Genomic DNA, 22,627 nt, shown 5'->3' with positions numbered 1-22,627 from the left:
AGCGCCACGGCTGGCTGGTCGAGGCGTGAAGACGGGGAGAAAGACGGCGTCGGGTCTACAGCGCGTCCCAGGACTTCCGGGCGCGATTCCAGGAGGTGACCGTCGCGATCCAGCGGGCGGCGATGAGCTTCTTCAGCGTCTCGGCCGGGAACCCACCGAACGTCGAGATGGGGAGCATGTCGACATCGTGGGCGACCGCCTTGTCGCCGATGGAGACGACGGTCCCTTTGTCGTTGTGGGTCCAGGACTCGAGGCGCTGGCCGTTGATGGCGCGGACGACGTTCTCGGCGGCGACTTCGGCAGCCTGCCAGGCGGCCTGGGCGGTCGGCGGGGCCGGGCGCTCGCCGGGCTGCTCGATGACGGCGGAGTCGCCGATGGCGAACACGTGCTCGTCGGAGGTCTGGAAGGTCATGTCCGCGTTGACGCGGTTGTGCTCGTTCTCGAGGTCGACCTCGTCCATGCAGTCGTGGCCGGTGATACCGCCGGTCCAGAGGAAGACGTCGTAGTCGAGGGGCTCGCCCTCGTCGAAGTGGATGGTACCCTCCTCGGCTTCCGTGATGGGGTCGTTCGTGAGAATCTCGATGTCGGCGTCCTCGAGGCGCTTGCGGAGCGCGCCCTGGATCTCCGCGTCGCCCGGCGGGAAGATCTCTTCGAGCGCTTCGACGAGGTAGATGTCCATCGGGGCGCGGTGCTTGTCGCGGAACTCCGCGATCTCACCGGCGGACTGGATGCCGGAGAGACCGGCACCGCCGACGACGACGGTCGCGCGGTCGTCACGGGTCGCGTTCTCGGCAGCCTCTTTGACCTGCTCGTGGATCTCGAGGGCGTCGTCGAGGTTCTTCAGCGTGAGGGAGTTCTCGGCCATCCCGGGGATGCCGTAGTAGGCGGTCTGGCTGCCCATCGCGACGACGACGTAGTCGTAGTCGACGGTGGTGTCGTCGGCGAGTTCGACGACCTGTTCGTCGACGTCGACGTTCGTCACTTCGCCCTTGATGAACTCGGTCCCGGGGTCGGCGATCTCGCCGACGGGGATGGTGATCTTGTCCTGCACGTTCGGGTCCCGGATGCAGCGATGGGACTCGTGCAGTACGAGGTGATAGTCCTTGTCGGCGACCCACGTCAGTTCGACGTTCGGGCCGACCTTCTCCTGTAAATCGTTGATGGTGCCTGCGCCGGCATAGCCCGCGCCGAGCACGACGACCTTCGTAGCCATACGGCAACCTCAGAAACCGACCGATACAAAGGTGTTGAAACCCCGGCGGGTGTGCGAACTGTTGGCAGTCTAATGCGCCGGCTCTTCGGCCGGTGCCTCCATCTCATCGATGCGAAGGATGACGATATTGTTGGTGTCGTCCTTCCCGTCGACGGTGCCGGCGATGCGGAGCTTCGAGAGCGGCGTCGGACCGACGATGACCGAGTCCCCTTCGTGGATGTCACGCACTGACCCCTGCACGTGAATCTCGGCACGACAGAGTTCCGGGTGGTGGACCGACGAGAGGTCGATCTCCTCGACGATGGCGTCCTCGACCTCCTCGCCCTCGTGGAAGAACGGGACGGTCGCGGGCTCGTCCATCTGCTGTATCTCGAGTGCTTCGTACGCGGCTGCGGTCGGCTTGTACCCACCCTTCGGGCCGGGTACACCCTCGACCAGCTGGAGGGCCTTCAGACTCTGCATCTGGTTGCGGATGGTCCCCGGATTCCGGTCGACACGCTTGGCGATGTCCTCACCCTTGACGGCGTCCTCGGTTTTCCGATGGAGGTTGATGAGTGCCTGCAAGATGTTTTTCTGGCTCGGGGTCAGCTCGATTGACGACATGGAAAATCATTCGTAATTAGCGTCCTTAAAGGCGTGGGATACTGGCCGATTCGGCGGACTGTCCAGTTCGTCAGGGTGAGGACAGTAAACGATAGTGATACAAGCGTCGCCGAACGACCCGGACGCATGCAGGACAAGCGCGTCCTCGTCACAGGTGGCGCAGGCTTTATCGGTTCGAATCTCGCGAACTATCTCGCACAGGAGAACGACGTGGTGGTCGTCGACGACTGTTACCTCGGGACGCCCGAGAACCTCGACGACGGCGTCGAGTTCGTTCAGGCGAGCGTCCTCGACGACGACCTCCCGACCGAGGGCGTCGACGCCCTCTTCCATCTCGCGGCACTCTCCTCGCTGAAAATGCACGAGGACTCCCGCGAGAACCTCCTCAACGGCCTTCGTGTCAACGTCGAAGGCTTCGCCAACACGGTCGAGCAGTGCCGCCAGGACGGCTGTGACACCGTCGTCTACGCCTCGACCTCCTCCATCTACGGGAACCGCACCGAACCGTCGCCAGAGTCCATGGACGTCGCCGCGAACACCGGCTACGAGGCTTCCAAGCTCGCCCGCGAGCGCTACGCCGAGTACTTCCACAACTACCACGACCTCTCGATGGCGGGCATGCGTTTCTTCTCCGTCTACCAGGGCTACGAGGGCGGTGCCGAGGAACACAAGGGCGAGTTCGCCAACATCGTCGCCCAGTTCGCCGACTGGCTCGCGAACGACGAACCGCCGGTCATCTACGGTGACGGCACCCATACCCGCGACCTCACCTACGTCGACGACATCGTCCGCGGCCTCGAAGCGGCCGCGGACCACGAACTGACCGGCATCTACAACCTCGGCACCGGCGAGCAGTACTCCGCGAACGAGATCGTCGAGACGCTGTGTGACATCATGGGGAAGGACATCGAGCCGGAACACGTCGAGAACCCCATCGACGAGGACGTGTTCGTCCAGCATACGATGGCCGACCACACGAAGATGACCGAAGCGACCGGCTGGGAGCCCCAGGTCAGCTTCGAAGAAGGGATGCGTCGGGTCTGCGCGCCGTACCTGGACTGAAGAACCGAATCAGTCGAACTTTCGCCCCGCGGTGATGGCTTCCCACTTCCGCGCGTCGGCGTACTCCTCGTTGTCGGTGGCGTACACCATGATACGAATGATGAGCCACGGGAGCATCCACATCGCGACGAAGCCCCCGGAGGCGACGATGACGATGGCGGCGATGTCCGGCCGTGCCAGGACCCCGAGCCAGTAGCCGAACGCACCGAGGACCGCGAGCGACCCCAGCCGGACGAGGACCTGTTCGGCGCTGAGCTGTCGGAGGTCGTACAGCGAGTTGTTCTGGAACAGTCGGCCGAGGAGGATGGCGGCGAGGACCCAGACGACGAACCGGAGCGGGAGGTTCCCCAGACCGTCGTAACTGGTCGAGGCGTCGGTGCTCATGTGACTGAGTAACGCGGGATACTGACTTGTAAGTGCGGGAAACTACAGCGCCCATTTTTCTTTTCACCCAGCCGACCGCTCTTGTCCCCCGGTCCTCTCACGGTCCCAACCGGTTCGTTGATAGGTGCGCCGCGACAAGCCGGCACCATGAGCAGAAAGGTCCGACTCATCGGTGCACCGACCGACTACGGAGCGAACCGACGTGGCGTCGACATGGGGCCCTCGGCCATCCGCTACGCCGGGCTGGCGGCGCAACTCGAGAAGGCAGGCGTCGACTGTGTCGACACCGGTGACCTCCTCGTGCCGACCGCGGAGACGCGCGATCCGGCGGCGGAGGAACCGGACGAGGAGGGCCGCGATGCGAAGTTCGTCCGCGAGGTCGAGGACGTCTGTACCCGCCTCGCCGACCGAGTTGCCGAGTCCATCGACGACGGCTACGTCCCGGTCGCCCTCGGTGGCGACCACTCCATCGCCATCGGGTCGCTGAAGGGTGCCTCCCGCGACGCGGAGATCGGCACCATCTGGTTCGACGCCCACGGTGACTACAACACGCCCGAGACCTCGCCGAGTGGGAACATCCACGGGATGCCCCTCGCGGCGGCACTCGGCTACCGCGACTTCGAGGGTGTCGAGTGGGCGAACTCGCCGAACCTCAGCGAGGAGAACACGGTGTGGGTCGGCCTGCGCGACATCGACAGCGAGGAGGCCGAGGCCATTCGAAACAGCGAGGGCACGGTGTTCACCATGTCCGACATCGACGAACACGGCATCGCCGAGGTCGTCGACGAGGCGCTGGAGGTCGCGACCGCGGGTGTCGACGGCATCCACGTCAGCCTCGACCTGGACTGGCTCGACCCCAACGAGGCCCCCGGCGTCGGGACGCCCGTCCACGGCGGCGTCACCTACCGCGAGGCCCACTACGCGCTCGAACGCGTGGCTGAATACGACCGCAACCACGACGTGCTCCGGTCGATGGAGCTCGTCGAGGTGAACCCGGTGCTCGACGAACAGAACCAGACCGCGAAGCTGGCGACCGAGCTGGCAGCCAGCGGGCTCGGCAAGCGCATCATCTGAACGCCCCGGAGACGTCGTTTCTCGGTGACCCGGGACGGGCTACCTCGTCCTATACCCTCGTATCGCCCAGTCCGTCGAGTACGCTCGGCACGTCGAGGAACGTCCGCGACTCGGCTATGAGCCCGTCCTCGAAGGCGTAGAGAACCATCCCCCCGGTCCGGAGCTCGTCGCCCGTCGGAGGAACGCCTGCGATGGAGCCCTCGTGTGTCCCAGTCACCCCGAAGTGGACGGCCACGAAGTCACCCTCGCAGACCACCGCACGGACCGTCGTCCGGAGGTCCGGGAACGCCTCGTGGACGGTCGCGACCGCGGCGGCCTCACCGGCGGCATCGGCCGGGTCCGTGGTGAGTCCGCAGGCCTGGTAGTCTGCCGTTACGAGCTCCGGGTCGAACTGGCCCGTCTGCCAGCGACTCTCGAACAGTGCACACGCGTGTTCGCGTTTCTCTCGAATCGTCAGGGCTGTGGGGCTGAGTGTCGGCATTGGTGGTCGTCGACGTGATGGTCGAGTACCCACAGGGATGTACGCGAGACCCATAGCTAATGAGCGACTATTCGAGTATGGAGAACGGAAGGATGGAGTCGGTGAGAGCTTACTCGGCGGCTGCCTCTTCGGCCTCCTCGACCTCGTCCGGTTCATCCGGAACGGTCGGGACGACCTCGACGGTCGCGACCGCGTCGTCCGCAGCGACGTCCATCACGGTCACGCCCATGGTGTTGCGGCCCTGGAGCGAGATGTCCGAGACGCGGGTCCGCATGATCTGGCCCTGTTCGGACATGACGACCGCGTGGTCGTCATCGCTGACGGCCTTCACCGACGTGACGGTCCCGTTGCGCTCGTTCGTCTTGATGTCGATGAGGCCCTTCCCGTAGCGGGACTGGCGGCGGTAGTTCGACAGGAGCGTGCGCTTCCCGTAGCCGTTCTTCGTGACGGTCAGGAGTGCGCGCTCGTCGGCCTCGTCGGTGGCGACGAGCCCGGCGATGTGGTCGTCCTCGTCGAGCTTGATGCCGCGGACACCGCGGGTGTTGCGCCCCATCGTCCGGACTTCGTCCTCGTCGAACCGGATGGTCATCCCCTGCTCGGTGCCGATGACGAGGTCCTTCGTGCCGTCGGTGACCTCGACGTCGACGAGCTCGTCGCCGTCGTCGAGCTTCGCGGCGATGATGCCGGTCGAGAGGATGTTCTGGAAGTCCTCGGTCTTCGTCCGCTTGACGTAGCCGTTCCGGGTGGCCATCGTGATGGCCTCGTCCTCCTCGAAGTCGTCCGTGTTGACGACGGCGGTTATCTCCTCGCCGTCGTCGAGGTCGATGATGTTCACGGCCGACTTCCCGCGGGCAGTGCGGGACATCTCGGGAATCTGGTAGCCCTTGAGCTGGTACACCTGCCCGTGGTTGGTAAAGCAAAGCAAGTAGTCGTGGGTGCTCGCGCGGAACACCTTCGACACCCGGTCGCCCTCCTTGATGTCGCCGCCGATGATGCCCTTGCCACCGCGGTGCTGGGCGTCGAACGCGTCGACGGGCATGCGCTTGACGTAGTCGTCCTCGGTGAAGACGACGAGCACGTCCTCCTCCGGGATGAGGTCTTCGTGGGTGACCTCGCCGGTGTCCGCGACGAAGGAGGTGCGGCGGTCATCGTCGTACTTGTCTTTGACCTGCCGGAGTTCCGTCTTGATGACGTTGAGGAGCTTCTCCTCGCTGGCGAGGACGGATTCGAGGTACTCGATGGTCTCCTGGACCTGCTCGTACTCGTCCTCGATCTCGGCGCGCTCCATGCTGGTGAGCGAGCCGAGTTGCATCCGGACGATGTGCTCGGACTGGGCCTCGGAGAGTTCGTACGTCTCCTCGAGGCCGATCTTCGCGGCGTCGCGGTCGTCGGAGTTCCGGATGAGTTCGACCACGTCGTCGATGTGGTCGAGCGCCTTCAGGCGGCCTTCGAGGATGTGCGCGCGGTCCTCGGCCTGCTGGAGGTCGTACTGCGAGCGCCGGCGGACGACCTCCTTGCGGTGGTCGATGTAGTGCTCGAGTGTCTCCTTCAGCGAGAGCACCTTCGGCTGGCCGTCGACGAGCGCGAGGTTGATGACACCGAACGTCTTCTCGAGGTGGTGCTCGATGAGCTGGTTCTTGACGACCTCGACGTTCGCACCGCGCTTGAGGTCGATGGCGACGCGGACGCCGTCACGGTCGGACTCGTCGCGCAGGTCCGAGATGCCCTCTATCTTGCCCTCGTTGACGTTGTCGGCGATGCGCTCGACGAGTCGGGCCTTGTTCTCCTGGTAGGGCAGTTCGGTGATGACGATGCGTTTCCGGTCCTTCTTCCAGTCCTCGACCTCGAACTCGGCGCGGATGCGGATGCGGCCGCGGCCGGTCGCGTACGCCTTGCGGACGGCGTTGCGGCCGACGATGTTCGCGCCGGTCGGGAAGTCCGGGCCCTTGACGTGCTCCATCAGGTCGTTCACGTCGACTCCGGGGTTGTCGATGACCTCGATGGTCGCGTCGATTATCTCGCCGAGGTTGTGCGGCGGGATGTTGGTGGACATCCCGACCGCGATACCCGTGCTGCCGTTGACGAGGAGGTTCGGGAAGGATGCCGGGAGTACGTCGGGCTCCTCGAGGCGGTCGTCGTAGTTCGAGGAGAAGTCGACCGTGTCCTTCTCGATGTCCTCCATGAGCGTCTCGGCGATGGATGCCATCCGGGCCTCCGTGTACCGCATGGCTGCGGCCGGGTCGCCGTCCATGCTGCCGAAGTTCCCCTGGCCGTCGACCAGCGGGTAGCGCATGGAGAAGTCCTGGGCCATGCCCACGAGGGTGTCGTAGATGGCCTGGTCGCCGTGGGGGTGGTAGTCACCCATCGTCTCGCCGACGATGGACGAACTCTTGCGGTGGCTCGACCGACTCGTGACGCCCATGTCGTGCATCGCGTAGAGGATGCGACGGTGGACGGGCTTGAGGCCGTCACGAACGTCGGGCAGGGCACGCCCGACGATGACGGACATCGCGTAGTCGATGTAGCTCTGCTCCATCTCGTCCTCGATGCGGACGTGTTCGATGCGGTCTGCTGGAACGTCGGGGGATTCGGGGGCTTCTGAACTCATCTATATGTCGACCCAGTTGGCTTCGGGGGCGTGTTCCTTGATGAACTCCTTTCGCGGGCCGACGGCGTCGCCCATCAGCACGGAGAACATCTTGTCCGCTGCGGCTGCGTCCTCGATGTTGATCTGCTTGAGGACGCGGCGGTCGGGGTCCATGGTGGTGGACCAGAGCTGCTCGGGGTTCATCTCGCCGAGGCCCTTGAACCGCTGGACCTGCGTCGGATTCCCGTTGCACTTCTCCTCGACGACCTGCTCGCGCTCGGCCTCGTTCATCACGTCGTACGTCTTCCCGTTGTAGCGGATGCGGTAGAGCGGCGGCTTCGTCGCGTAGACGTAGCCGGCCTCGAGCAGCGGGCGCATGTGCCGGTAGAGGAACGTCAACAGGAGCGTCCGGATGTGCGCCCCGTCGACGTCGGCGTCGGTCGCCATGATGATCTTCTTGTAGCGGGCGTCCTCGATGTCGAACTCGTCACCGATGCCGGTGCCGATGGCGGTGATGAGGTTCCGGATCTGCTCGTTCTCCAGGATGCGGTCGAGGCGGTGCTTCTCGACGTTCAGCACCTTCCCGCGGATGGGCAGGACCGCCTGGAACGCGGGCGCGCGAGCCTGCTTCGCGCTCCCGCCTGCGGAGTCACCCTCCACGATGAACAGCTCGGCCTCGTCGGGGTCGCGGGTCTGGCAGTCCGCGAGCTTGCCGGGGAGGCTCGTGGACTCCAGTGCCGACTTCCGGCGGGTGAGCTCCTCGGCCTTCTTCGCGGCCTTGCGGGCCTTCGCGGCCTCGACCGCCTTCGAGACGATGGCGGTGGCCGTGTTCGGGTTCTCCTCGAAGTAGGTGCCGAGGTTCTCGTGCATCGCGCTCTCGACGATGCCACGAACCTCGCTGTTCCCCAGTTTCGTCTTCGTCTGGCCCTCGAACTGCGGGTCCGGGTGTTTCACCGAGATGACCGCGGTGAGGCCCTCGCGGATGTCGTCGCCCTTGAGGGTGTCGTCGAGGTCCTTCAGCAGCCCGTTGTTGGTCGCGTAGTCGTTGACGACGCGTGTCAGGGCCGTCTTGAACCCGGTGAGGTGCGAGCCACCCTCACGCGTGTTGATGTTGTTGGCGAAGGCGTGGATGGAGCCCTGGAGTTCGTCGGTGGCCTGCATGGCCACCTCGACCTGGATGTTCTGCTCCTCGTCCTCGAAGTAGATGACGTCGTCGTGGAGCGCCGTCTTCGTCTCGTTCAGGTAGCGGACGAAGGCCCGGATACCACCCTCGTAGTGGAACGTTTCGGACTTCCCGTCGCGCTCGTCGACGAGCGAGATGTTCACGCCGGAGTTGAGGAACGCGAGTTCGCGCAGGCGGTTCGCGAGCGTGGTGTAGGAGTAGTCGTCCTGCTCGAAGATGTCCTGGTCGGGCCAGAAGTGGATCGACGTCCCGTTCTCCTCGTCCGGCTCCATGTCGCGGACCCGTTCGAGTTCACCCTGCGGGACACCCCGTTCGAAGGCCTGTCTCCAGACCGCGCCGTCACGGGTCACCTCGACCTCCAGACGCTCGGAGAGCGCGTTCACGACGCTCACACCGACGCCGTGGAGGCCGCCCGAGACCTGGTAGGACTTGTTGTCGAACTTCCCACCGGCGTGGAGGACGGTCATGATGACCTCGACGGCGGGTTTGTCGTACTCAGCGTGTGTGTCGACAGGGATACCGCGCCCGTCGTCAGAGACGCTGATGGAGTTGTCCTCGTGCACCGTGACGGTGATGTCGTCACAGTAGCCGGCGAGGGCCTCGTCGATGGAGTTGTCGACCACCTCGTAGACGAGGTGGTGAAGGCCTCGAGAGTCAGTAGAACCGATATACATCGCCGGGCGTTTTCGGACCGCTTCCAGGCCTTCTAAGACCTGGATTTGACCGGCGCTGTATTCATTTTCGTCGGACATGAAAACCTGTTCTCGCCTACACTGCCACGGGTTATAAAAGTCACGTGTGCGCTCGCGCGCGTGAACCGAGATTCAGTGATGGCGCGGCGACCATGGAGCAACGACGACAGCCCAGCCGGTCCTCGTTCGGGTGTCGACCGGTGGAGAAAGAGACGTGTTCAGATATCTTCGATGTCGTACGTCCCGAGCAGCTCGGTCCGGGTCTGCTGGTAGCCGCCGACGACGGCGAAGAACACGCCGAACGCGCCGAGCAGCATGAGCGTCGAGGCCTCATGGCCGGTCGTCATCGTGTACAGTGCCAGCGCGGCGAGCAACACGGCGTTGACCGCCGAGAAGGCGATTCCGGCGAGGAACCACAGCGGTGTCTCGTCGACGGACCACGGGCTGTTCCGGAGCGTCAGAAGCGTCGCCGTCGAGACCAGCAGGGCCGCGAGCGCGACGGCGACGACCACGAGGGTGTAATCGGTACCGGTTGGTCCGAGGAGTGCCATCTCTTGACACGTCGATACAGGACGGACATATATCACGTTACTGGCCGGGGGGCTTCACTTCCACCCTGCTTGCACACGGCTTTTAACCCCGCGGGCGAAACGTTGCGCCACAGAATGACGTCCTTCCAGTCGACACTCGGCGAGGAAGCAGGAATCGCCGAGGAGTTGGCCGAGAGCCAACGGGCCATCTCCATCGCCGAGTTCTTCGAGAAGAACAAGCAGATGCTCGGCTTCAACAGCGGAGCCCGAGGGCTGGTCACTGCGGTCAAGGAAGCCGTAGACAACGCCCTCGACGCCGCCGAAGAAGCCAAGATTCTCCCCGACGTCTACGTCGAGATACAGGAGGCGGACGACTACTACCGCCTCATCGTCGAAGACAACGGGCCGGGCATCACCAAGGAATCGCTCCCGAAGGTCTTCGGGAAACTGCTGTACGGGAGTCGCTTCCACGCGCGCGAGCAGTCACGCGGGCAGCAGGGTATCGGTATCTCCGCGGCCGTCCTCTACTCGCAGCTGACCAGCGGGAAGCCCGCCAAGATAACCTCCAGAACGGAGGGCGCCGCCGAGGCGAACTACTACGAGCTCATCATCGATACGGACACCAACGAGCCCGAGATCCGCGAGGAGAAGACCACCTCGTGGGACCGCCCCCACGGGACCCGTATCGAACTGGAGATGGAGGCGAACATGCGGGCGCGCCAGCAGCTCCACGACTACATCCAGCACACCGCGGTCGTCAACCCGCACGCCCGCATCGAGCTCAAGGAACCGCAGGAGCACTTCAAGTACGAGCGGGCGACCGACGAACTCCCGAAGGAGACCGAGGAGATCCGCCCGCATCCCCACGGGGTCGAACTCGGGAACGTCCTGAAGATGCTGAAGGCGAGTGACTCCCACTCCGTCTCGGGCTTCCTGCAGTCGGAGTTCACCCGCGTCGGGCGCAAGACCTCCGACAACATCATCGACGAGTTCCGCGACCGCTACTACGGCCGCGAGATGGCGTGGTCGCTCCCCGACGACGAGGACCTACGACAGGCCATCGACGACGCCGTGAACAACAAGCCGTCCGACGCGAAGGCGACGTTCGCGGATGCGGCCGTCTCGGGCTTCCACGACGCCGCCAGCGACGGGCGCGTCGCCCACCACCAGGTCGCCGCGGCTGTCACCGACGCCGCGGACGACGACGACCTCGGCACGACCTTCGGCGACACCGTTCAGGAGAACGTCGTCGAGGCGGTCTGGCGCACCATCACCGGCTATGGACTCGACGAGGAACCGGACCGGCTCCTCGACGATATCCGCGGCTACGCTGACGACGCGACCAGCGTCCAGAAGGACGACGCGGTCGTCGTCGCGTTCGCCGACCGCCTCGCCGCCAAGTTCGTCCCCGAGGCTGACGCCGACTACCGGAACCGCCTCACCCGCAAGCAGTTACGGGACTACGTCGACCGCGCCGCAGACATGACCGAGGAGCGCGAGGAAGCGACCTTCGGCGACACCGCGCGCGAGAACGTCGTCGAGGCGGTCTGGGCCGGGATGGTCACCGTCCCGGACGACCCGCCGAACGTCAAAAACCTCGCGGACAACCGTGACGGGGCGAGCGACCTCGTGGCGGCCATGCGCGTCACCGACATCATGGCACCGCCGACCTCGTGTCTCTCGCCCATCACGTCAGAACTCGTGGAAGCAGGCCTGAAGAAGGTGTACGACGCCGAGTTCTACGCCTCCGCCTCCCGCGACGCCGAGGTCCACGCCGGCGACCCGTTCATCGCCGAGGCCGGCATCGCCTACGGCGGCGAGTTGCAGGCCGAGGGGCAGGCCGACCTGCTCCGGTTCGCCAACCGCGTCCCGCTCGTCTACAAGCGCGGCGGCTGTGGCATCACCGAGGTCGTCAAGGGCATCGGCTGGCGGAACTACAACCTCGACCAGCCCGGTGGCTCGGGCATCCCGAACGGCCCGGTCGTCATCATGGTCCACGTCGCCTCGACCAACGTCCCCTTCACCAGCGAATCGAAGGACGCGGTCGCCTCGGTCGAGGTCATCCAGGACGAGATCGAACTCGCCATCCGCGAGGCCGCACGCGAACTCAAGTCCTACCTGAAGAAGCAGCGCTCGATGCGCAAGCGCCAGAAGAAGCAGAACGTCCTCGCGGAGATACTCCCGCAGATGGCCGAGAAGGTCGCCCACGTCACGGGCCGCCCCCAGCCGAACATCGACGACGCGATGGCGCGCATCATGAACAACGTCCTCGTCGACCGCGAGACCACAGTCGACGGCGACACCCAGACGGTCAGGGTCGTCGTCGAGAACCACTCGAACACGAACGAGTCGCCCGACGTGACCGACATCGTCGACGCCGAGCCACAGGACGTCACAGACGGCGCGACCGTCGTCGAGATGGAGGGCGAGTGGTTCATCAAGTGGACACCGGACGTGTCCAGCGGTGACGAGGCCGTCCTCGAGTACACCGTCCCGGCAGACGCATCGTTCGACCTCAGCGTGAGCGAGGTCGAGGCAGCAAAACTCACCGTCAACCAATGAGCACCGACACAGACGCCCAAGCACGGCAGAAACTCATCGACCTCGCCGCAGAGTTCTACGACCAGTTCGAGGGAGGTCAGATTCCCACGATGACCCTCCCGACCCGGACGAAGTCCAACATCATCTACGACGAGGACAAGAAGGTCTGGGTGTACGGCGACCGGACCTCCTCGCGCTCGGCCAACTCGGTCCGGGGCGCGCGGAAGCTCCTGAAGGCCGTCTACACCATCGACTTCCTCGCCCAGCAGCTCGACGAGGACCGCTCGTCCACCCTGCGTGAGCTGTACTACCTCTCCGAGTCCTGGGACAACGAGGAGGCGCAGTTCAACGGGCAGGACGAGTCGAACAAGCTCGTCGAGGACCTAGAGATCGTCAGCGAGGTCAAGCGCGAGGACTTCCACATGCGCCCGGAGGAGTCGGGTGCGACGCTGATCGGCCCGCTGAAGATTCGCGAGCAGACCCGCCGCGGCGAACGCGAGATCCACTGCCAGAAGGACGTCGGCGAGGGTGGCTACCAGATTCCGAACAACCCCGACACGGTCGAGTTCCTCGACCACGACATCGACTTCGTCATGTGCGTCGAGACCGGTGGTATGCGCGACCGGCTCGTCGAGAACGGGTTCGACGAGGACTACAACGCCCTCGTCGTCCACCTCAAGGGCCAGCCCGCCCGGGCGACCCGCCGCATCACCAAACGACTCCACGACGAACTCGACCTCCCGGTCGTGGTGTTCACTGACGGTGACCCGTGGTCGTACCGCATCTTCGGGTCGGTCGCCTACGGCTCCATCAAGTCCGCACACCTCTCGGAGTACCTCGCGACGCCGGAGGCCCGCTACGTCGGTATCCGCCCGCAGGACATCGTCGAGTACGACCTGCCGACGGACCCCCTCTCGGATTCGGACACCAACGCCCTGGAGTCAGAGCTGGACGACCCGCGCTTCCAGTCCGACTTCTGGACCGAACAGATCGAGCTCCAGCTCGACATCGGGAAGAAGGCCGAACAGCAGGCACTCGCTGCGCGCGGTCTCGACTTCGTGACCGACACCTACCTGCCAGAGCGTCTGGACGAGATGGGCGTCATCTGACGGCGGTCTCGGTCCCCCGGCCAGTCTCGGCCACCTGTCGTTTGCGGCGGCTGCGAGCAACAGCGCTCGCCGGCCTCAGAAGTCGTGTTCGAACTCGAAGCCGCCGTCGTCGGACGTTGCGGTCGCAGCGTCTTCGTCCGCCGAGTCCGCCGCCGTCTCCTCTTCCGGAATCTCCGTGTCGGTCTCCCCGTCGGCACAGGACCGACAGTAGTGGTTCGTCCCCGTCTCGTAGGTCTTGACGGGGACGCCCAACACGAGGAACTGGTCGCTGTAGCGCCGCTCGACACCGGCCTCGATAGGCGACAGGCACGCGGTACAGGGCAGGTCGGGGTCGTAGACGACGCGCTCTGTCACGTCCTTCGTCCGGCCGAAGTCGGTGAAGGAGTGCTCCGAGCTGGCGGCCCTGGACGCGGCGACCGCACCGCCGATGAGCATCGCGCCGACGAGCACCACCAGCGCCAGCTCCTCGAACACCAGCGCCAGCCCGAACAGCAGGGGCAAGAACAGCATGAGGCCGAGGAAGCCGAGGATGAGCCCAGCGACCACGGCCGCCGTCCCCTTCGAGCGCGAGCCTTCGTGTGACTCGGTGACGACCGTCCCTTCCGGGCCGTCCCGCCGGGTCAGCACGAGTCGCTCGGCGTCGGCGTAGTACTTGTAGGCGGCGTAGGCGGCGTTCCCGAGCCCCGAGGTCCACCAGATGGTCGTCAGGGCGACGAGGACGTGCATCCCGGCGCTCCCGTAGGACCGGTCGACGAGCACCACCCGGTCGCCGAAATCCTCCTCGACCTCCCAGCCCTCGATGAGCCGGGCGTCGACGCGCTCGCGCAGCGTCCGGTCGGCACCGCGCCTGTACCGGCTGTCCGGCGGGTCTCGCTGCCGGTTCGCCGAGTCCGCCCGCTCTCGCTGGTCACGAGGTCGTCGGTCCCGTCCCCGAGCGTCGTCTTGTCGGGGCTGGGTAGCGTGCGCTCGGGAGGTCTCATCGGTCTCCCGAGAGGTGGTGGCGCGACCCGTCTCGTGTTCGTTGAGGGCTGGCACGCGTGTGCCACACTGGGGGCAGAACCGTGCGTCCGCCCCGAGGCGAGACCCGCACCGGGAACAGAACGGCGGCGCTGCCGTGCCGTCGTCGCGGGGACTGCCGGAGTCCATACGTCAACATAGTGACCAGCGGGGTAAATCGTTTTGGCCCTGGTATTGTCGAAAGAATGGGCTATCGTGGAAGGATTCCTGTCCTGGGTCACCGACGGACCTGACAGAACCGCCTCATGTGCGGCGTGTCGAGGTTACTCATACGTAATCTTATAGTAAATGAAGTCGTATCACTTGCATGAATAGACGACTCGTTCTGGCAGTGGTACTGTCGCTGTGCATGGTGACTGCAGGCTGTCTCTCCGGCGGCACAGGCGGTGATGCAGACGCCACAGATACCCAGAGTCCCGGCGATGCGGGCGATGGGGCCGGCGGCTCCGGCGGCGGTGATGCCGGGGATGGCGACGCCGGCGGCAGCGGTGACAGCTCGTCGCTCCAGCCCGGCGAATGGACCGTGTTCGACTTCGACGAACCGGCCACCTACACCTACGACGTCTACATGGAAGGCGAAGGCGAGGGCCAGCTCATCTGGGACATCCAGAGCGTCGACGGCGATACGGTCACCGTCCGGATGGTGTACGACGTCGGTGACGAACGCTACGAGTCCACGGTCTCCGGGACCAAGGAGACCGTCCAGAGCCAGCTCTACACCAACCCCGCGGGCATCCTCCTCGTGACGACGATGTTCACGCCCGCCACCTGGTACGCGGGCCAGGACCTCAGTGAGGGAACCAAGTGGTCGTACACCACCCAGGACGGCTCGGCGAGCTTCGCGGTCACCGGCACCAGCACCTACGCCGACGTCGAGTGCTACACGTCCGAGATGACGGTCGACCAGCAGGTCCTCCACGAGGGCTGTTTCGCCCCGCAACTCGGCCTCGCACCCTACACCGCGTACTACAACGAGGACGGGAGCCTCTCGATGGAGATGAAGCTCGTCAGCTACGTGAAGAACTGAGCGACCGACCTACCGCTCGTCCAGCACGACCGGGAGTCCCCGGCGTGCCACGTCTTTTGCGAACTCGCCCGAATCCGTGGTGAGGATGTCGATGGTGTTGTAGTGGACCGGTAGGACCAGGTCGGGGTCCATCGCCTCGGCCAGGTCCGCGGCCTCGTGGCGATCCGAAACGACCGTCCCGCCGATGTTCGCGAGGAACAGCGACACGTCCAGTTCGGCGAACCCGTCCAGCGCGTCGGAGTCACCGGGCCAGAACACCGAGATTCCGTTGATGCCGAGCTTGAACCCGCACCCGAACCCTTCCGGATGCGTGACGCTCCCGTCCGGCTTCGCGTGGGGGCCATCCGGCTCGTTGTACGCCGGGACCGACCAGACGTCTACCCCGGCCGCACTCACGTGTGCCTCGTCGTCCACACGGACCACCTCGTACGGCAGGTCCTCGACCGGCTCGACGTCACGGTCGATGTTGCTGGCGTCGACCGCCTCGTACACCACGAGGGTCGCATCGCTGTCGGCGACTCGCGTGACGGCGTCGGAATCGTAGTGATGGTCGTGGGTGATACAGACCACGTCGCCATCTTTCGGGTACTCGTCCTGCGGTTCGGGGTGGGGCAGGTCCTGACCACCCGGTGGTTCCCACTCACCGGAGAGCACGCCGTACCGTCCGGGGTCGAGGTAGACTACGGTTCCATCAGGTGCTTCGATGCGCGTGGTCGCGTACCCGAGCCAGTCGACGAGTAGGCCGTCGTGTCGAATCGTCATGGATGGCCGTTCGACTGCCCGGGAGAAAAGCGTCCCGTCGGCGGAAACGACTACGTACTCGCGGGCCAATCACCGGGTAATCGAATGGCACTGGAGTATCGGCAGACGACGGACCCGTGTGGTATCGAGGTGGTGGATACGTTGGAGCAGATATCGCTCCAGTTCTCCACCTCTGACAACCGGTTTGCCCCGGGTCCGACCGACGTGTCGTTCTGGGAGTTCGTCGACGAGACCATCGCGGTCGACACACGATACGTCACGTTCGAGAGCGACGTATTCGTGGGGACGTTCGACGGGGACCTGAACTCGCACGAAAAGATCTTCGAGAGAGAAGCGGTTTCGCTCCCGGTCGGGACGCACATCGTGAGTGCCCCCACGTCGATCAAACTATACCTGCTTGTGACCGGGAGTCCGGAGATTCGGGTCGGTCCAGCTCGGACGCACATCGAGTTCGAGACGACGAGACGTGTCGTCTTCGGGTTCCGGTCTGAGCATTCGGAACCCACCGCGACGGTCAAGACCACCAGCGACCCGTCCGATATCGCCAGGGCCATCACGGCGCTCTCCGGGGAGCAACCGACAGCTCCGGACGGGACCTGGCCCGCCCTGCGTCGGTACCCGCCCCGAATCGCGCTCGATGACGAGCTGGCCATCCCTGCGGACCTGGATGCGCCGGAAGCCTCGATAGAGATCGTCGTCCCACCCCGGTACGGCGCGCTGTTCTCGGCGGCACCGATGGCGCACTATCTCGGAGCGCGGCTGGTCGTCGGGGAATCGCCGGCACTGGCCGTCGACGGCGAGACCATCTCTCTGGGGCGAGACCGCTCGCTCCAGTCGGACATCGAGCGGACGGTTCGTCGAACCTTCTTCCTCGATGGTCTCTCCCGGACGGCGAGCAGATTCAACCCACGGCTTCCGGCGACCGAGGAGCTTCGTGCGGCGCTTCCGTTCGACCTGGAATGGGCGTACGACGCGAGTATGTCGGACAGACTGCGTGCCTACATGGACGTACCGTTCGAGATGCTCGAACCCGAGATGCCGAGGGTCCCACTCGTAGCGCATCTGCCGCCCGTGCCGGAACACGTTTCCCTCATCCCACACATCCTGCATCGCTTCGGCTTCGTCCGGCCGGCACGGGGGCGACCCACGACGGTCCACCAATCGACCGTCGAGGCTTTCGTCAGGGAATCCTGTCACGGGGTGGGGACCGTGAAACAGGATGGAGAGCGGTACGTCGACGTAGCGGTCAGTGACGATGCCCTCGCGAACGCGTGGTTCGGGCCAGGTATCCCGTCGAACGCGGCCAAGGGTATCGCACAGGGCTACGAGCACGCACTCCAGAACCGGCAGGAGAAAGACACCATCGACGTGCTCGTCGTCTGCACCGACCGGTCGATGCTCCCCGAACAGGACGTTGTCGACGAGTACTACGACAAGAAAAGTGGCATTCGACGGAAGGTCTCGGCACACTCGGACGTGTCCCGTTCCGAGTTATCTCGCCTTCTCGAAGACGAGCAGTACGACCTCTTTCACTTCATCGGGCATGCTACTGAGCGCGGGTTGGAATGTCGCGATGGCTTTCTCGACGTGGCACAGGTGGACACGGTTGGGGTCGACCTGTTCGTCCTGAACGCCTGTGAGACATACCAGCAAGGGGTGGAACTCGTGTCGCGGGGTGCGGTCGGCGGCGTCGGAACAAACGTCCGGGTCTCGAACCGTGATGCGACGGTCGTCGGGCAGAACGTCTCCCGGTTGCTGAGCGAGGGGTTCTCGCTGAGTGCCGCAGTAGAGCAGGCGACCATAGAAATCGACTCTCCTTCGCAGTACCTCGTTCTGGGTGAGTGTCTCGCACACCACTCCGTTCCAGTGAATAGCCTCCCGGCAGTCGTCAAACTCGACCCCCGGGAGAACGACACCTGCGAGATGACCGTCGAGACGAATCTACGTGGACCGGACCGCTTCGGCCAGTCGTCGAACAACGTCATCGACGCGAACGACGGTGACGAACCGGCGTTGCACGAGACGTTCTTCGACCCCGGATGCACGACCCCGTGCATACTGCCGAACGAACGGGTGGCGGAAGCCGTTCTGAGCTTTGGGACTGGGCCGGGTGGGCCACCGGTGCGAGTGGGCGGGAAGCTCCACTGGCCGGTTACCGAAGCCGAGGTCGAAGACCTGCTCGAGTGACACCGGCTTGCTGAGGGGTTCGAACAGTAGTAACGACTACGTTTTCACGCCCCAATTCCCGGCATGACCGAATGGCACTGGAGTATCGGCAGACGACGGACCCGTGTGGTATCGAGGTGCTCGATCCGATAGCGCAGGTGAGTCTGGAACTCTCGACGTCCACGAACCAGCTCTTTCCCGGGCCGGAGGACCTTCCGTTCTCTGAATTCGTAGCGGACACGTTCGAAGTCGAGACGACGTACGTCGACATCAACCATGGGGTATTTCTGCCCTTCTACGACGAGGAGATGAACTTCATCCAGTGGTTCGTCGAGCATCAGCAGGGGTCGCTCCCGTTCGGAACCTACATCGTCAACACGACGGCGGTCATCAAGTGCTATCTTCTCTTCACCGGCGCACCGACCGTCACGGTCAGTCCCGATCGGGCACGAATCGAGTTCGACGACGCGAGACGTGTCGTTCTCGGGTGCCGGTCCGAACACTCGAATCCCGACGTGGAATGGGAAGCGGTAGTTCTCGACCCTGGTGTGACCCCGAAATACGCACTCCCGGCGGAGCGGCTTCCAGAAGTCGTGATGGGATTCGGTAGTGGGGACCGTGGACCGCCAGTCAGGATGAACGGGCGGCTCCACTGGCCGAACTCCGAGGCGGCTGTCGAGCAGTTGCTGGACCGCTAGCAGCCAGTGACGGCTCCGTTAGCCGGGGTCTCACTCCAGTTCGGTCCACGACCGCGTAGTGTCGTAGTCGACGATCTCGATGACGTCGTCGATCTCGTCGAGGGGTTCGTCGAAGGCACGGCGAAGGATCTCGGCGGCGACGTAGGCGTCGGCGGAAGCGACCGGCTCGTGGAACCGGACGGCGACGCCGCAGTCGCCGTCGACTTCGATGGTCATCTGCTGGTCGGCGGCGACGGCGTGGACCATCCGGCGCACGTCGCCCTCGACGTTCTGCGCGTAGTGGACGCCCTTGATGTAGTCGTAGCGGCCGTCGGGGCCGTCGTAGAGTCGGATTCGCGTGTGGTCGGAGACCATCGGCCGTTCGAGATGCGCGTCGAAGAACCGGGCGAGGCGAGTGCGATGTTCCCCGGTGGCCACGACGTCGCTCTCGATGTTCCGTTCGAGATAGTCCCATACGACGGCTGGTGGCACGTCCAGTTCTGTCGCACGTTCCAGTACCCATTCCGTCTGGTCCTCCCGGACCCCACCAGGAGGAATGCCGAAGCTCATATGCGACACAGCATGCCCCAACAGGTAAAAGATGTTGGCATGATAGCCAATATTTTCAAAATAATGTAGTTATTAGGGCTATACATCGAACACATGTTTGATATTGTTGGGGTGGCTGAATGAATGGTGGTATTCAAAATATACTTGGTGGCATGGTCCATTGAGTCGGTCGATGCCCGGGCAACAATCGTTCGACCCACCGCTGACCCAGGCGCTCGCCTATCCCGCGAGGGTGGCGATACTGGGTATCCTCGTCGAGCGTCACGACGAGCGACTCGGGGCGAGCGAGGTGGCGACCGAAGCCGACCTCTCGCCGAGTACGTTCCACGAACACCGTGACGCGCTCATCGACCTCGGCCTGATGGAGAAACACGACGGTGAAGGGTACCCGTCGTACTCCCTCGCCGACACCGAACAGACGGCGATTCTCCGTGAGTTGAACACGGTGTTGAGTCGGCTTTACGCGGAGCAAGAGGACTTCTCGGCGTCGGTCGAGGAGTTCGTCGAGTGAGCAAGAAGCGTTTTGGTCGTTCGGCTGGTACGAACCGTCGATGGATGCCGACCGAATCGTGTTCGAGCGGCAGTTGTCCGGCGCGGAGTTCCGCGACGGGGCTGGCGACGAAGACTTCTCCGCGATACTGGCCGACTACAAGCAGCACGGCTGTGCGATGCTGGTCTCGGGAGACGTAGGCATTGACACCGTCGCTCGGGCATTTCGCCTGCTCGGCGGCGCGGCGGACGCCGACCGAAAGCGTGTGGTCCTCACCCCGTCGGCGGACCAGAACGTGGCGTCGTATCTCCCGGAGGGTGTTTCGCCGTCCGACCCCGACGTCCGTGTCTACGCTGGCGACGAGTTCCGGACTCTCTCGGGTGTTCGAGATGCGGTGTTCGAATCGGTGGTTCGGTTCGACACCCGTGAGTCGACGCTCCGCTCCGGGCAGTTACGCCTGCTCGCGCCGACCGCCGGCGCGTTACTCGCGGACGTCGACCCCCAGCGGCGCGAGCGCTTCTTCCGGTCGCTGGGGACCGTCGTCCGCGGCTGTCGCGGGATGGGGTACTTCCACGTCGGCACAGACGACGTTCCCCACGGGGTCGTCGACCTCTTCGACGGCTGGATAGAACTCAGGGAGGGGGCGACCGGGGCGCAACAGCGCTGGCACGTGCCGGCGGGCGAACGGACCACGACGTGGATGTCGCTCTGACCGTCGGCGACCGAACCAACACGCACCTTCTGACCATCACTGCGCGTCGGCGAGTCGTTCGACCCGCGCGAGCGAATCAGCGTCGGCGGGTTCCTTGTCGTCCCGGACCGCGACGAAGCGGGGGAACCGGAGCGCGTACCCGGACGAGTACGTCGGTGACGCCTGGATCTCTTCGTAGCCGACCTCGAAGACGACGGCCGGGGCGAGCGTGACGGCCTGTCCATCCTGGGACTGGACGTGGGGTTCGAGCAGTTCGGTCAGGTTGGCGAGTTCCTCGTCGGTGATGCCGGTGGCGACCTTGCCGATGGTCTCGAACCCGCCGGCGTCCTCGACCCGGACGGAGAGCTGGAACGTCCCCAGCAGTTCTGCGCGACGGCCCTCACCCCATTCCGCGCCGGTGACGACGCAGTCCAGCGTCTCCACGTCTGGCTTCCGTTTCAGCCAGTTCTGTCCGCGCTTGCCCGGGCTGTAGGTCGAGTCCGGTGCCTTCAGCATGATGCCCTCGTGACCCGCGTCGAGTGCGTCCGCCTCGACCGCCGCGACCGTCTCCGGGTCGTCGGTCAGCGTCAGGTCACCGACGTTGGAATCGAGGACGGTCCGGAGACGGTCGTGTCGCTCGGTCAGCGGTGCGTCGAGCAGGTCCTCGCCGTCGGCGTGCAGACAGTCGAACGCTCGGAGTTCGACGGTCACGTCCTCGCGGGCCTTCGCCACGTCGTGCTTCCGGCGGAACCGGCGGAGCACCTGCTGGAACGGGAGCGGTTCTCCGTCGTCGCCGATGGCGACCACCTCGCCGTCGATGATCGCTGGTGCGTCGCAGGCGGATTCGACGAACTCGACCACCTCGGGGAGCGCCTCGGTGACGTTCTCCATGTTGCGCGAGAACACCGAGACCGAGTCGCTGTCCCAGTGTACCTGGACCCGGGCACCGTCGAACTTCGTCTCGACCGCGGCCTGCTCCCAGGAATCCAGGGCGTCAGCGGCGGTCCCCGCCTGCGCGAGCATCGCCTGGACCGGCCGCCCGACGGTCAGCCGATGCCCGGCGAGGCCGTCCTCGCCGTCGTCGCGGGCAGTCTCTGCGACCAGCCCGTAGTCGTTGGTCACCTGGACGGCCCGTTCGACCGCCTCGACCGGCACGTCGAACGCCGCGGCGATGGCGTCTCGCACCGCGCCTTCCCCGACGCCGATTCGCATCTCGGAGAGGACGAGGCGCGCGAGGAAGCGTGCCTCCTCTGGGGTGGACCGATTGAACAGCCCGAACAACAGGTCGAGTTTCGTGTCCTGGCTCCCATCGCCCTCGGTGTCTGCGAGGGTCTCGAAGGAGCCGTACAGCGAATCGACGGTGATGTCCTCGCTCCCACCGGCACCAAACGCGGCGAGTCCCTGCTGCCCGCCGAAATCGTAGCTGGCGGCGACCGCGCCGATCTCACCGAGGTCTGCGAGGCGCGCCTCGACGTCGTCCGAACTCACGTTCTGCCCTGCGGCACGTGCGATGGCGGCGTACACCGTGTTCGGTCCCACGTCGAGTTTCCGTTCGTCCCACGCCGGGAACACCCGGCCCTGGACGAAGCGCGCCACGACCGGCAGGTCCGCCCCGGCGTCCCGGAACAGGTCACGGACGAGGGAGACGGTCTCCAGGTCCGCCGGCTCTGCTTCTATCTCGGCCGCGCGGGCGGCGAAGGCAGCGAACTCCATTGGCGGCATCTCTGCCTGACGCGAGTATAAACGACCCGACTTCGACGACCGCGCG

At 65.0% G+C, this 22,627-nt stretch carries 20 protein-coding genes; 9 read left to right on the top strand and 11 right to left on the bottom strand.

Annotated features, from left to right (window positions below):
- Positions 1-55 precede the first annotated feature (55 nt).
- A complete protein-coding gene (locus tag ACSC1S_RS10625) occupies positions 56-1,213 on the bottom strand; it encodes an NAD(P)/FAD-dependent oxidoreductase (protein ID WP_435364266.1) in 1,158 nt (385 codons plus the stop codon).
- A 69-nt stretch (positions 1,214-1,282) separates the two neighbouring features.
- Entirely contained in the window at positions 1,283-1,816 is a 534-nt protein-coding gene (locus tag ACSC1S_RS10620; RefSeq protein WP_261651823.1) for an Rrf2 family transcriptional regulator, read from the bottom strand.
- A 126-nt stretch (positions 1,817-1,942) separates the two neighbouring features.
- Between ACSC1S_RS10620 and ACSC1S_RS10615 the strand changes: the two genes are divergently transcribed.
- Positions 1,943-2,878, top strand: a complete 936-nt coding sequence (locus tag ACSC1S_RS10615) for an NAD-dependent epimerase/dehydratase family protein (protein ID WP_435318834.1) — start codon at positions 1,943-1,945, stop codon at positions 2,876-2,878.
- A 9-nt stretch (positions 2,879-2,887) separates the two neighbouring features.
- Here the strand turns inward: ACSC1S_RS10615 and ACSC1S_RS10610 are convergent, their stop codons facing one another.
- Positions 2,888-3,262, bottom strand: a complete 375-nt coding sequence (locus ACSC1S_RS10610) for a hypothetical protein (protein WP_435364265.1) — start codon at positions 3,260-3,262, stop codon at positions 2,888-2,890.
- A gap of 147 nt (positions 3,263-3,409) precedes the next feature.
- Here ACSC1S_RS10610 and rocF point away from each other — a divergent pair, with 147 nt between their 5' ends.
- Positions 3,410-4,336 carry an arginase gene (rocF, locus tag ACSC1S_RS10605; protein ID WP_435364264.1) on the top strand — a complete coding sequence of 309 codons (927 nt, stop codon included), beginning with the start codon at positions 3,410-3,412 and terminating at the stop codon, positions 4,334-4,336.
- Positions 4,337-4,385: 49 nt separating this feature from the next.
- Here the strand turns inward: rocF and ACSC1S_RS10600 are convergent, their stop codons facing one another.
- The 4 genes from ACSC1S_RS10600 to ACSC1S_RS10585 form a co-directional block, all read right to left on the bottom strand.
- Positions 4,386-4,817 carry an ester cyclase gene (locus ACSC1S_RS10600; RefSeq protein WP_435364263.1) on the bottom strand — a complete coding sequence of 144 codons (432 nt, stop codon included), beginning with the start codon at positions 4,815-4,817 and terminating at the stop codon, positions 4,386-4,388.
- A gap of 109 nt (positions 4,818-4,926) precedes the next feature.
- On the bottom strand, positions 4,927-7,425 hold the full coding sequence (gene gyrA / locus ACSC1S_RS10595; protein WP_435364262.1) for a DNA gyrase subunit A: 2,499 nt from the start codon (positions 7,423-7,425) through the stop codon (positions 4,927-4,929).
- Positions 7,426-9,339 carry a DNA topoisomerase (ATP-hydrolyzing) subunit B gene (gene gyrB, locus ACSC1S_RS10590; RefSeq protein WP_435364261.1) on the bottom strand — a complete coding sequence of 638 codons (1,914 nt, stop codon included), beginning with the start codon at positions 9,337-9,339 and terminating at the stop codon, positions 7,426-7,428.
- Positions 9,340-9,497: 158 nt separating this feature from the next.
- On the bottom strand, positions 9,498-9,830 hold the full coding sequence (locus ACSC1S_RS10585; RefSeq protein WP_435318827.1) for a hypothetical protein: 333 nt from the start codon (positions 9,828-9,830) through the stop codon (positions 9,498-9,500).
- Between the two features lie 114 nt (positions 9,831-9,944).
- On the opposite strand from ACSC1S_RS10585, the gene ACSC1S_RS10580 reads away from it, so the two are divergent.
- Together ACSC1S_RS10580 and ACSC1S_RS10575 are read left to right on the top strand one after the other, a co-directional pair.
- Positions 9,945-12,371 carry a DNA topoisomerase VI subunit B gene (locus ACSC1S_RS10580; RefSeq protein ID WP_435364260.1) on the top strand — a complete coding sequence of 809 codons (2,427 nt, stop codon included), beginning with the start codon at positions 9,945-9,947 and terminating at the stop codon, positions 12,369-12,371.
- On the top strand, positions 12,368-13,459 hold the full coding sequence (locus ACSC1S_RS10575; protein ID WP_435364259.1) for a DNA topoisomerase IV subunit A: 1,092 nt from the start codon (positions 12,368-12,370) through the stop codon (positions 13,457-13,459). Before ACSC1S_RS10580 ends, ACSC1S_RS10575 begins: the two co-directional genes overlap by 4 nt.
- 75 nt (positions 13,460-13,534) lie before the next feature.
- Here the strand turns inward: ACSC1S_RS10575 and ACSC1S_RS10570 are convergent, their stop codons facing one another.
- Positions 13,535-14,605 carry a zinc ribbon domain-containing protein gene (locus tag ACSC1S_RS10570; protein ID WP_435364258.1) on the bottom strand — a complete coding sequence of 357 codons (1,071 nt, stop codon included), beginning with the start codon at positions 14,603-14,605 and terminating at the stop codon, positions 13,535-13,537.
- A 178-nt stretch (positions 14,606-14,783) separates the two neighbouring features.
- Here ACSC1S_RS10570 and ACSC1S_RS10565 point away from each other — a divergent pair, with 178 nt between their 5' ends.
- Positions 14,784-15,503 carry a hypothetical protein gene (locus tag ACSC1S_RS10565; RefSeq protein ID WP_435364257.1) on the top strand — a complete coding sequence of 240 codons (720 nt, stop codon included), beginning with the start codon at positions 14,784-14,786 and terminating at the stop codon, positions 15,501-15,503.
- A 9-nt stretch (positions 15,504-15,512) separates the two neighbouring features.
- Here ACSC1S_RS10565 and ACSC1S_RS10560 read toward each other — a convergent pair whose 3' ends face one another.
- Positions 15,513-16,265 carry an MBL fold metallo-hydrolase gene (locus tag ACSC1S_RS10560; protein WP_435364256.1) on the bottom strand — a complete coding sequence of 251 codons (753 nt, stop codon included), beginning with the start codon at positions 16,263-16,265 and terminating at the stop codon, positions 15,513-15,515.
- An 84-nt stretch (positions 16,266-16,349) separates the two neighbouring features.
- On the opposite strand from ACSC1S_RS10560, the gene ACSC1S_RS10555 reads away from it, so the two are divergent.
- Entirely contained in the window at positions 16,350-18,452 is a 2,103-nt protein-coding gene (locus ACSC1S_RS10555; RefSeq protein WP_435364255.1) for a hypothetical protein, read from the top strand.
- Between the two features lie 71 nt (positions 18,453-18,523).
- Positions 18,524-19,129: a hypothetical protein gene (locus ACSC1S_RS10550; RefSeq protein WP_435364254.1), complete on the top strand. Its 606-nt coding sequence runs from the start codon at positions 18,524-18,526 to the stop codon at positions 19,127-19,129.
- A gap of 30 nt (positions 19,130-19,159) precedes the next feature.
- On the opposite strand, the gene ACSC1S_RS10545 is transcribed toward ACSC1S_RS10550, so the two are convergent.
- Complete coding sequence (locus ACSC1S_RS10545) at positions 19,160-19,678, bottom strand: hypothetical protein (RefSeq protein ID WP_435318819.1); 519 nt, start codon at positions 19,676-19,678, stop codon at positions 19,160-19,162.
- Positions 19,679-19,850: 172 nt separating this feature from the next.
- On the opposite strand from ACSC1S_RS10545, the gene ACSC1S_RS10540 reads away from it, so the two are divergent.
- On the top strand, positions 19,851-20,189 hold the full coding sequence (locus ACSC1S_RS10540) for a winged helix-turn-helix domain-containing protein (RefSeq protein WP_435364253.1): 339 nt from the start codon (positions 19,851-19,853) through the stop codon (positions 20,187-20,189).
- Between the two features lie 40 nt (positions 20,190-20,229).
- Positions 20,230-20,880, top strand: a complete 651-nt coding sequence (locus ACSC1S_RS10535; protein ID WP_435364252.1) for a DUF7504 family protein — start codon at positions 20,230-20,232, stop codon at positions 20,878-20,880.
- A 36-nt stretch (positions 20,881-20,916) separates the two neighbouring features.
- Here the strand turns inward: ACSC1S_RS10535 and ligA are convergent, their stop codons facing one another.
- Positions 20,917-22,572 carry an ATP-dependent DNA ligase LigA gene (gene ligA, locus ACSC1S_RS10530; RefSeq protein ID WP_435364251.1) on the bottom strand — a complete coding sequence of 552 codons (1,656 nt, stop codon included), beginning with the start codon at positions 22,570-22,572 and terminating at the stop codon, positions 20,917-20,919.
- Positions 22,573-22,627: the final 55 nt, after the last annotated feature.

Source organism: Haloarchaeobius pelagicus, from assembly GCF_051207375.1.
In the GTDB taxonomy this organism is placed as follows: Archaea; Halobacteriota; Halobacteria; order Halobacteriales; family Natrialbaceae; genus Haloarchaeobius.
This window is presented reverse-complemented; position numbering and strand designations above follow the sequence as displayed.

Coding starts and splice junctions, on each gene's coding strand:
- ACSC1S_RS10625 (WP_435364266.1), bottom strand. CDS start 1,213: ATGGCTACGAAGGTCGTCGTGCTCGGCGCGGGCTATGCCGGCGCAGGC.
- ACSC1S_RS10620 (WP_261651823.1), bottom strand. CDS start 1,816: ATGTCGTCAATCGAGCTGACCCCGAGCCAGAAAAACATCTTGCAGGCA.
- ACSC1S_RS10615 (WP_435318834.1), top strand. CDS start 1,943: ATGCAGGACAAGCGCGTCCTCGTCACAGGTGGCGCAGGCTTTATCGGT.
- ACSC1S_RS10610 (WP_435364265.1), bottom strand. CDS start 3,262: ATGAGCACCGACGCCTCGACCAGTTACGACGGTCTGGGGAACCTCCCG.
- rocF (WP_435364264.1), top strand. CDS start 3,410: ATGAGCAGAAAGGTCCGACTCATCGGTGCACCGACCGACTACGGAGCG.
- ACSC1S_RS10600 (WP_435364263.1), bottom strand. CDS start 4,817: ATGCCGACACTCAGCCCCACAGCCCTGACGATTCGAGAGAAACGCGAA.
- gyrA (WP_435364262.1), bottom strand. CDS start 7,425: ATGAGTTCAGAAGCCCCCGAATCCCCCGACGTTCCAGCAGACCGCATC.
- gyrB (WP_435364261.1), bottom strand. CDS start 9,339: ATGTCCGACGAAAATGAATACAGCGCCGGTCAAATCCAGGTCTTAGAA.
- ACSC1S_RS10585 (WP_435318827.1), bottom strand. CDS start 9,830: ATGGCACTCCTCGGACCAACCGGTACCGATTACACCCTCGTGGTCGTC.
- ACSC1S_RS10580 (WP_435364260.1), top strand. CDS start 9,945: ATGACGTCCTTCCAGTCGACACTCGGCGAGGAAGCAGGAATCGCCGAG.
- ACSC1S_RS10575 (WP_435364259.1), top strand. CDS start 12,368: ATGAGCACCGACACAGACGCCCAAGCACGGCAGAAACTCATCGACCTC.
- ACSC1S_RS10570 (WP_435364258.1), bottom strand. CDS start 14,605: ATGGACTCCGGCAGTCCCCGCGACGACGGCACGGCAGCGCCGCCGTTC.
- ACSC1S_RS10565 (WP_435364257.1), top strand. CDS start 14,784: ATGAATAGACGACTCGTTCTGGCAGTGGTACTGTCGCTGTGCATGGTG.
- ACSC1S_RS10560 (WP_435364256.1), bottom strand. CDS start 16,265: ATGACGATTCGACACGACGGCCTACTCGTCGACTGGCTCGGGTACGCG.
- ACSC1S_RS10555 (WP_435364255.1), top strand. CDS start 16,350: ATGGCACTGGAGTATCGGCAGACGACGGACCCGTGTGGTATCGAGGTG.
- ACSC1S_RS10550 (WP_435364254.1), top strand. CDS start 18,524: ATGGCACTGGAGTATCGGCAGACGACGGACCCGTGTGGTATCGAGGTG.
- ACSC1S_RS10545 (WP_435318819.1), bottom strand. CDS start 19,678: ATGAGCTTCGGCATTCCTCCTGGTGGGGTCCGGGAGGACCAGACGGAA.
- ACSC1S_RS10540 (WP_435364253.1), top strand. CDS start 19,851: ATGCCCGGGCAACAATCGTTCGACCCACCGCTGACCCAGGCGCTCGCC.
- ACSC1S_RS10535 (WP_435364252.1), top strand. CDS start 20,230: ATGGATGCCGACCGAATCGTGTTCGAGCGGCAGTTGTCCGGCGCGGAG.
- ligA (WP_435364251.1), bottom strand. CDS start 22,572: ATGGAGTTCGCTGCCTTCGCCGCCCGCGCGGCCGAGATAGAAGCAGAG.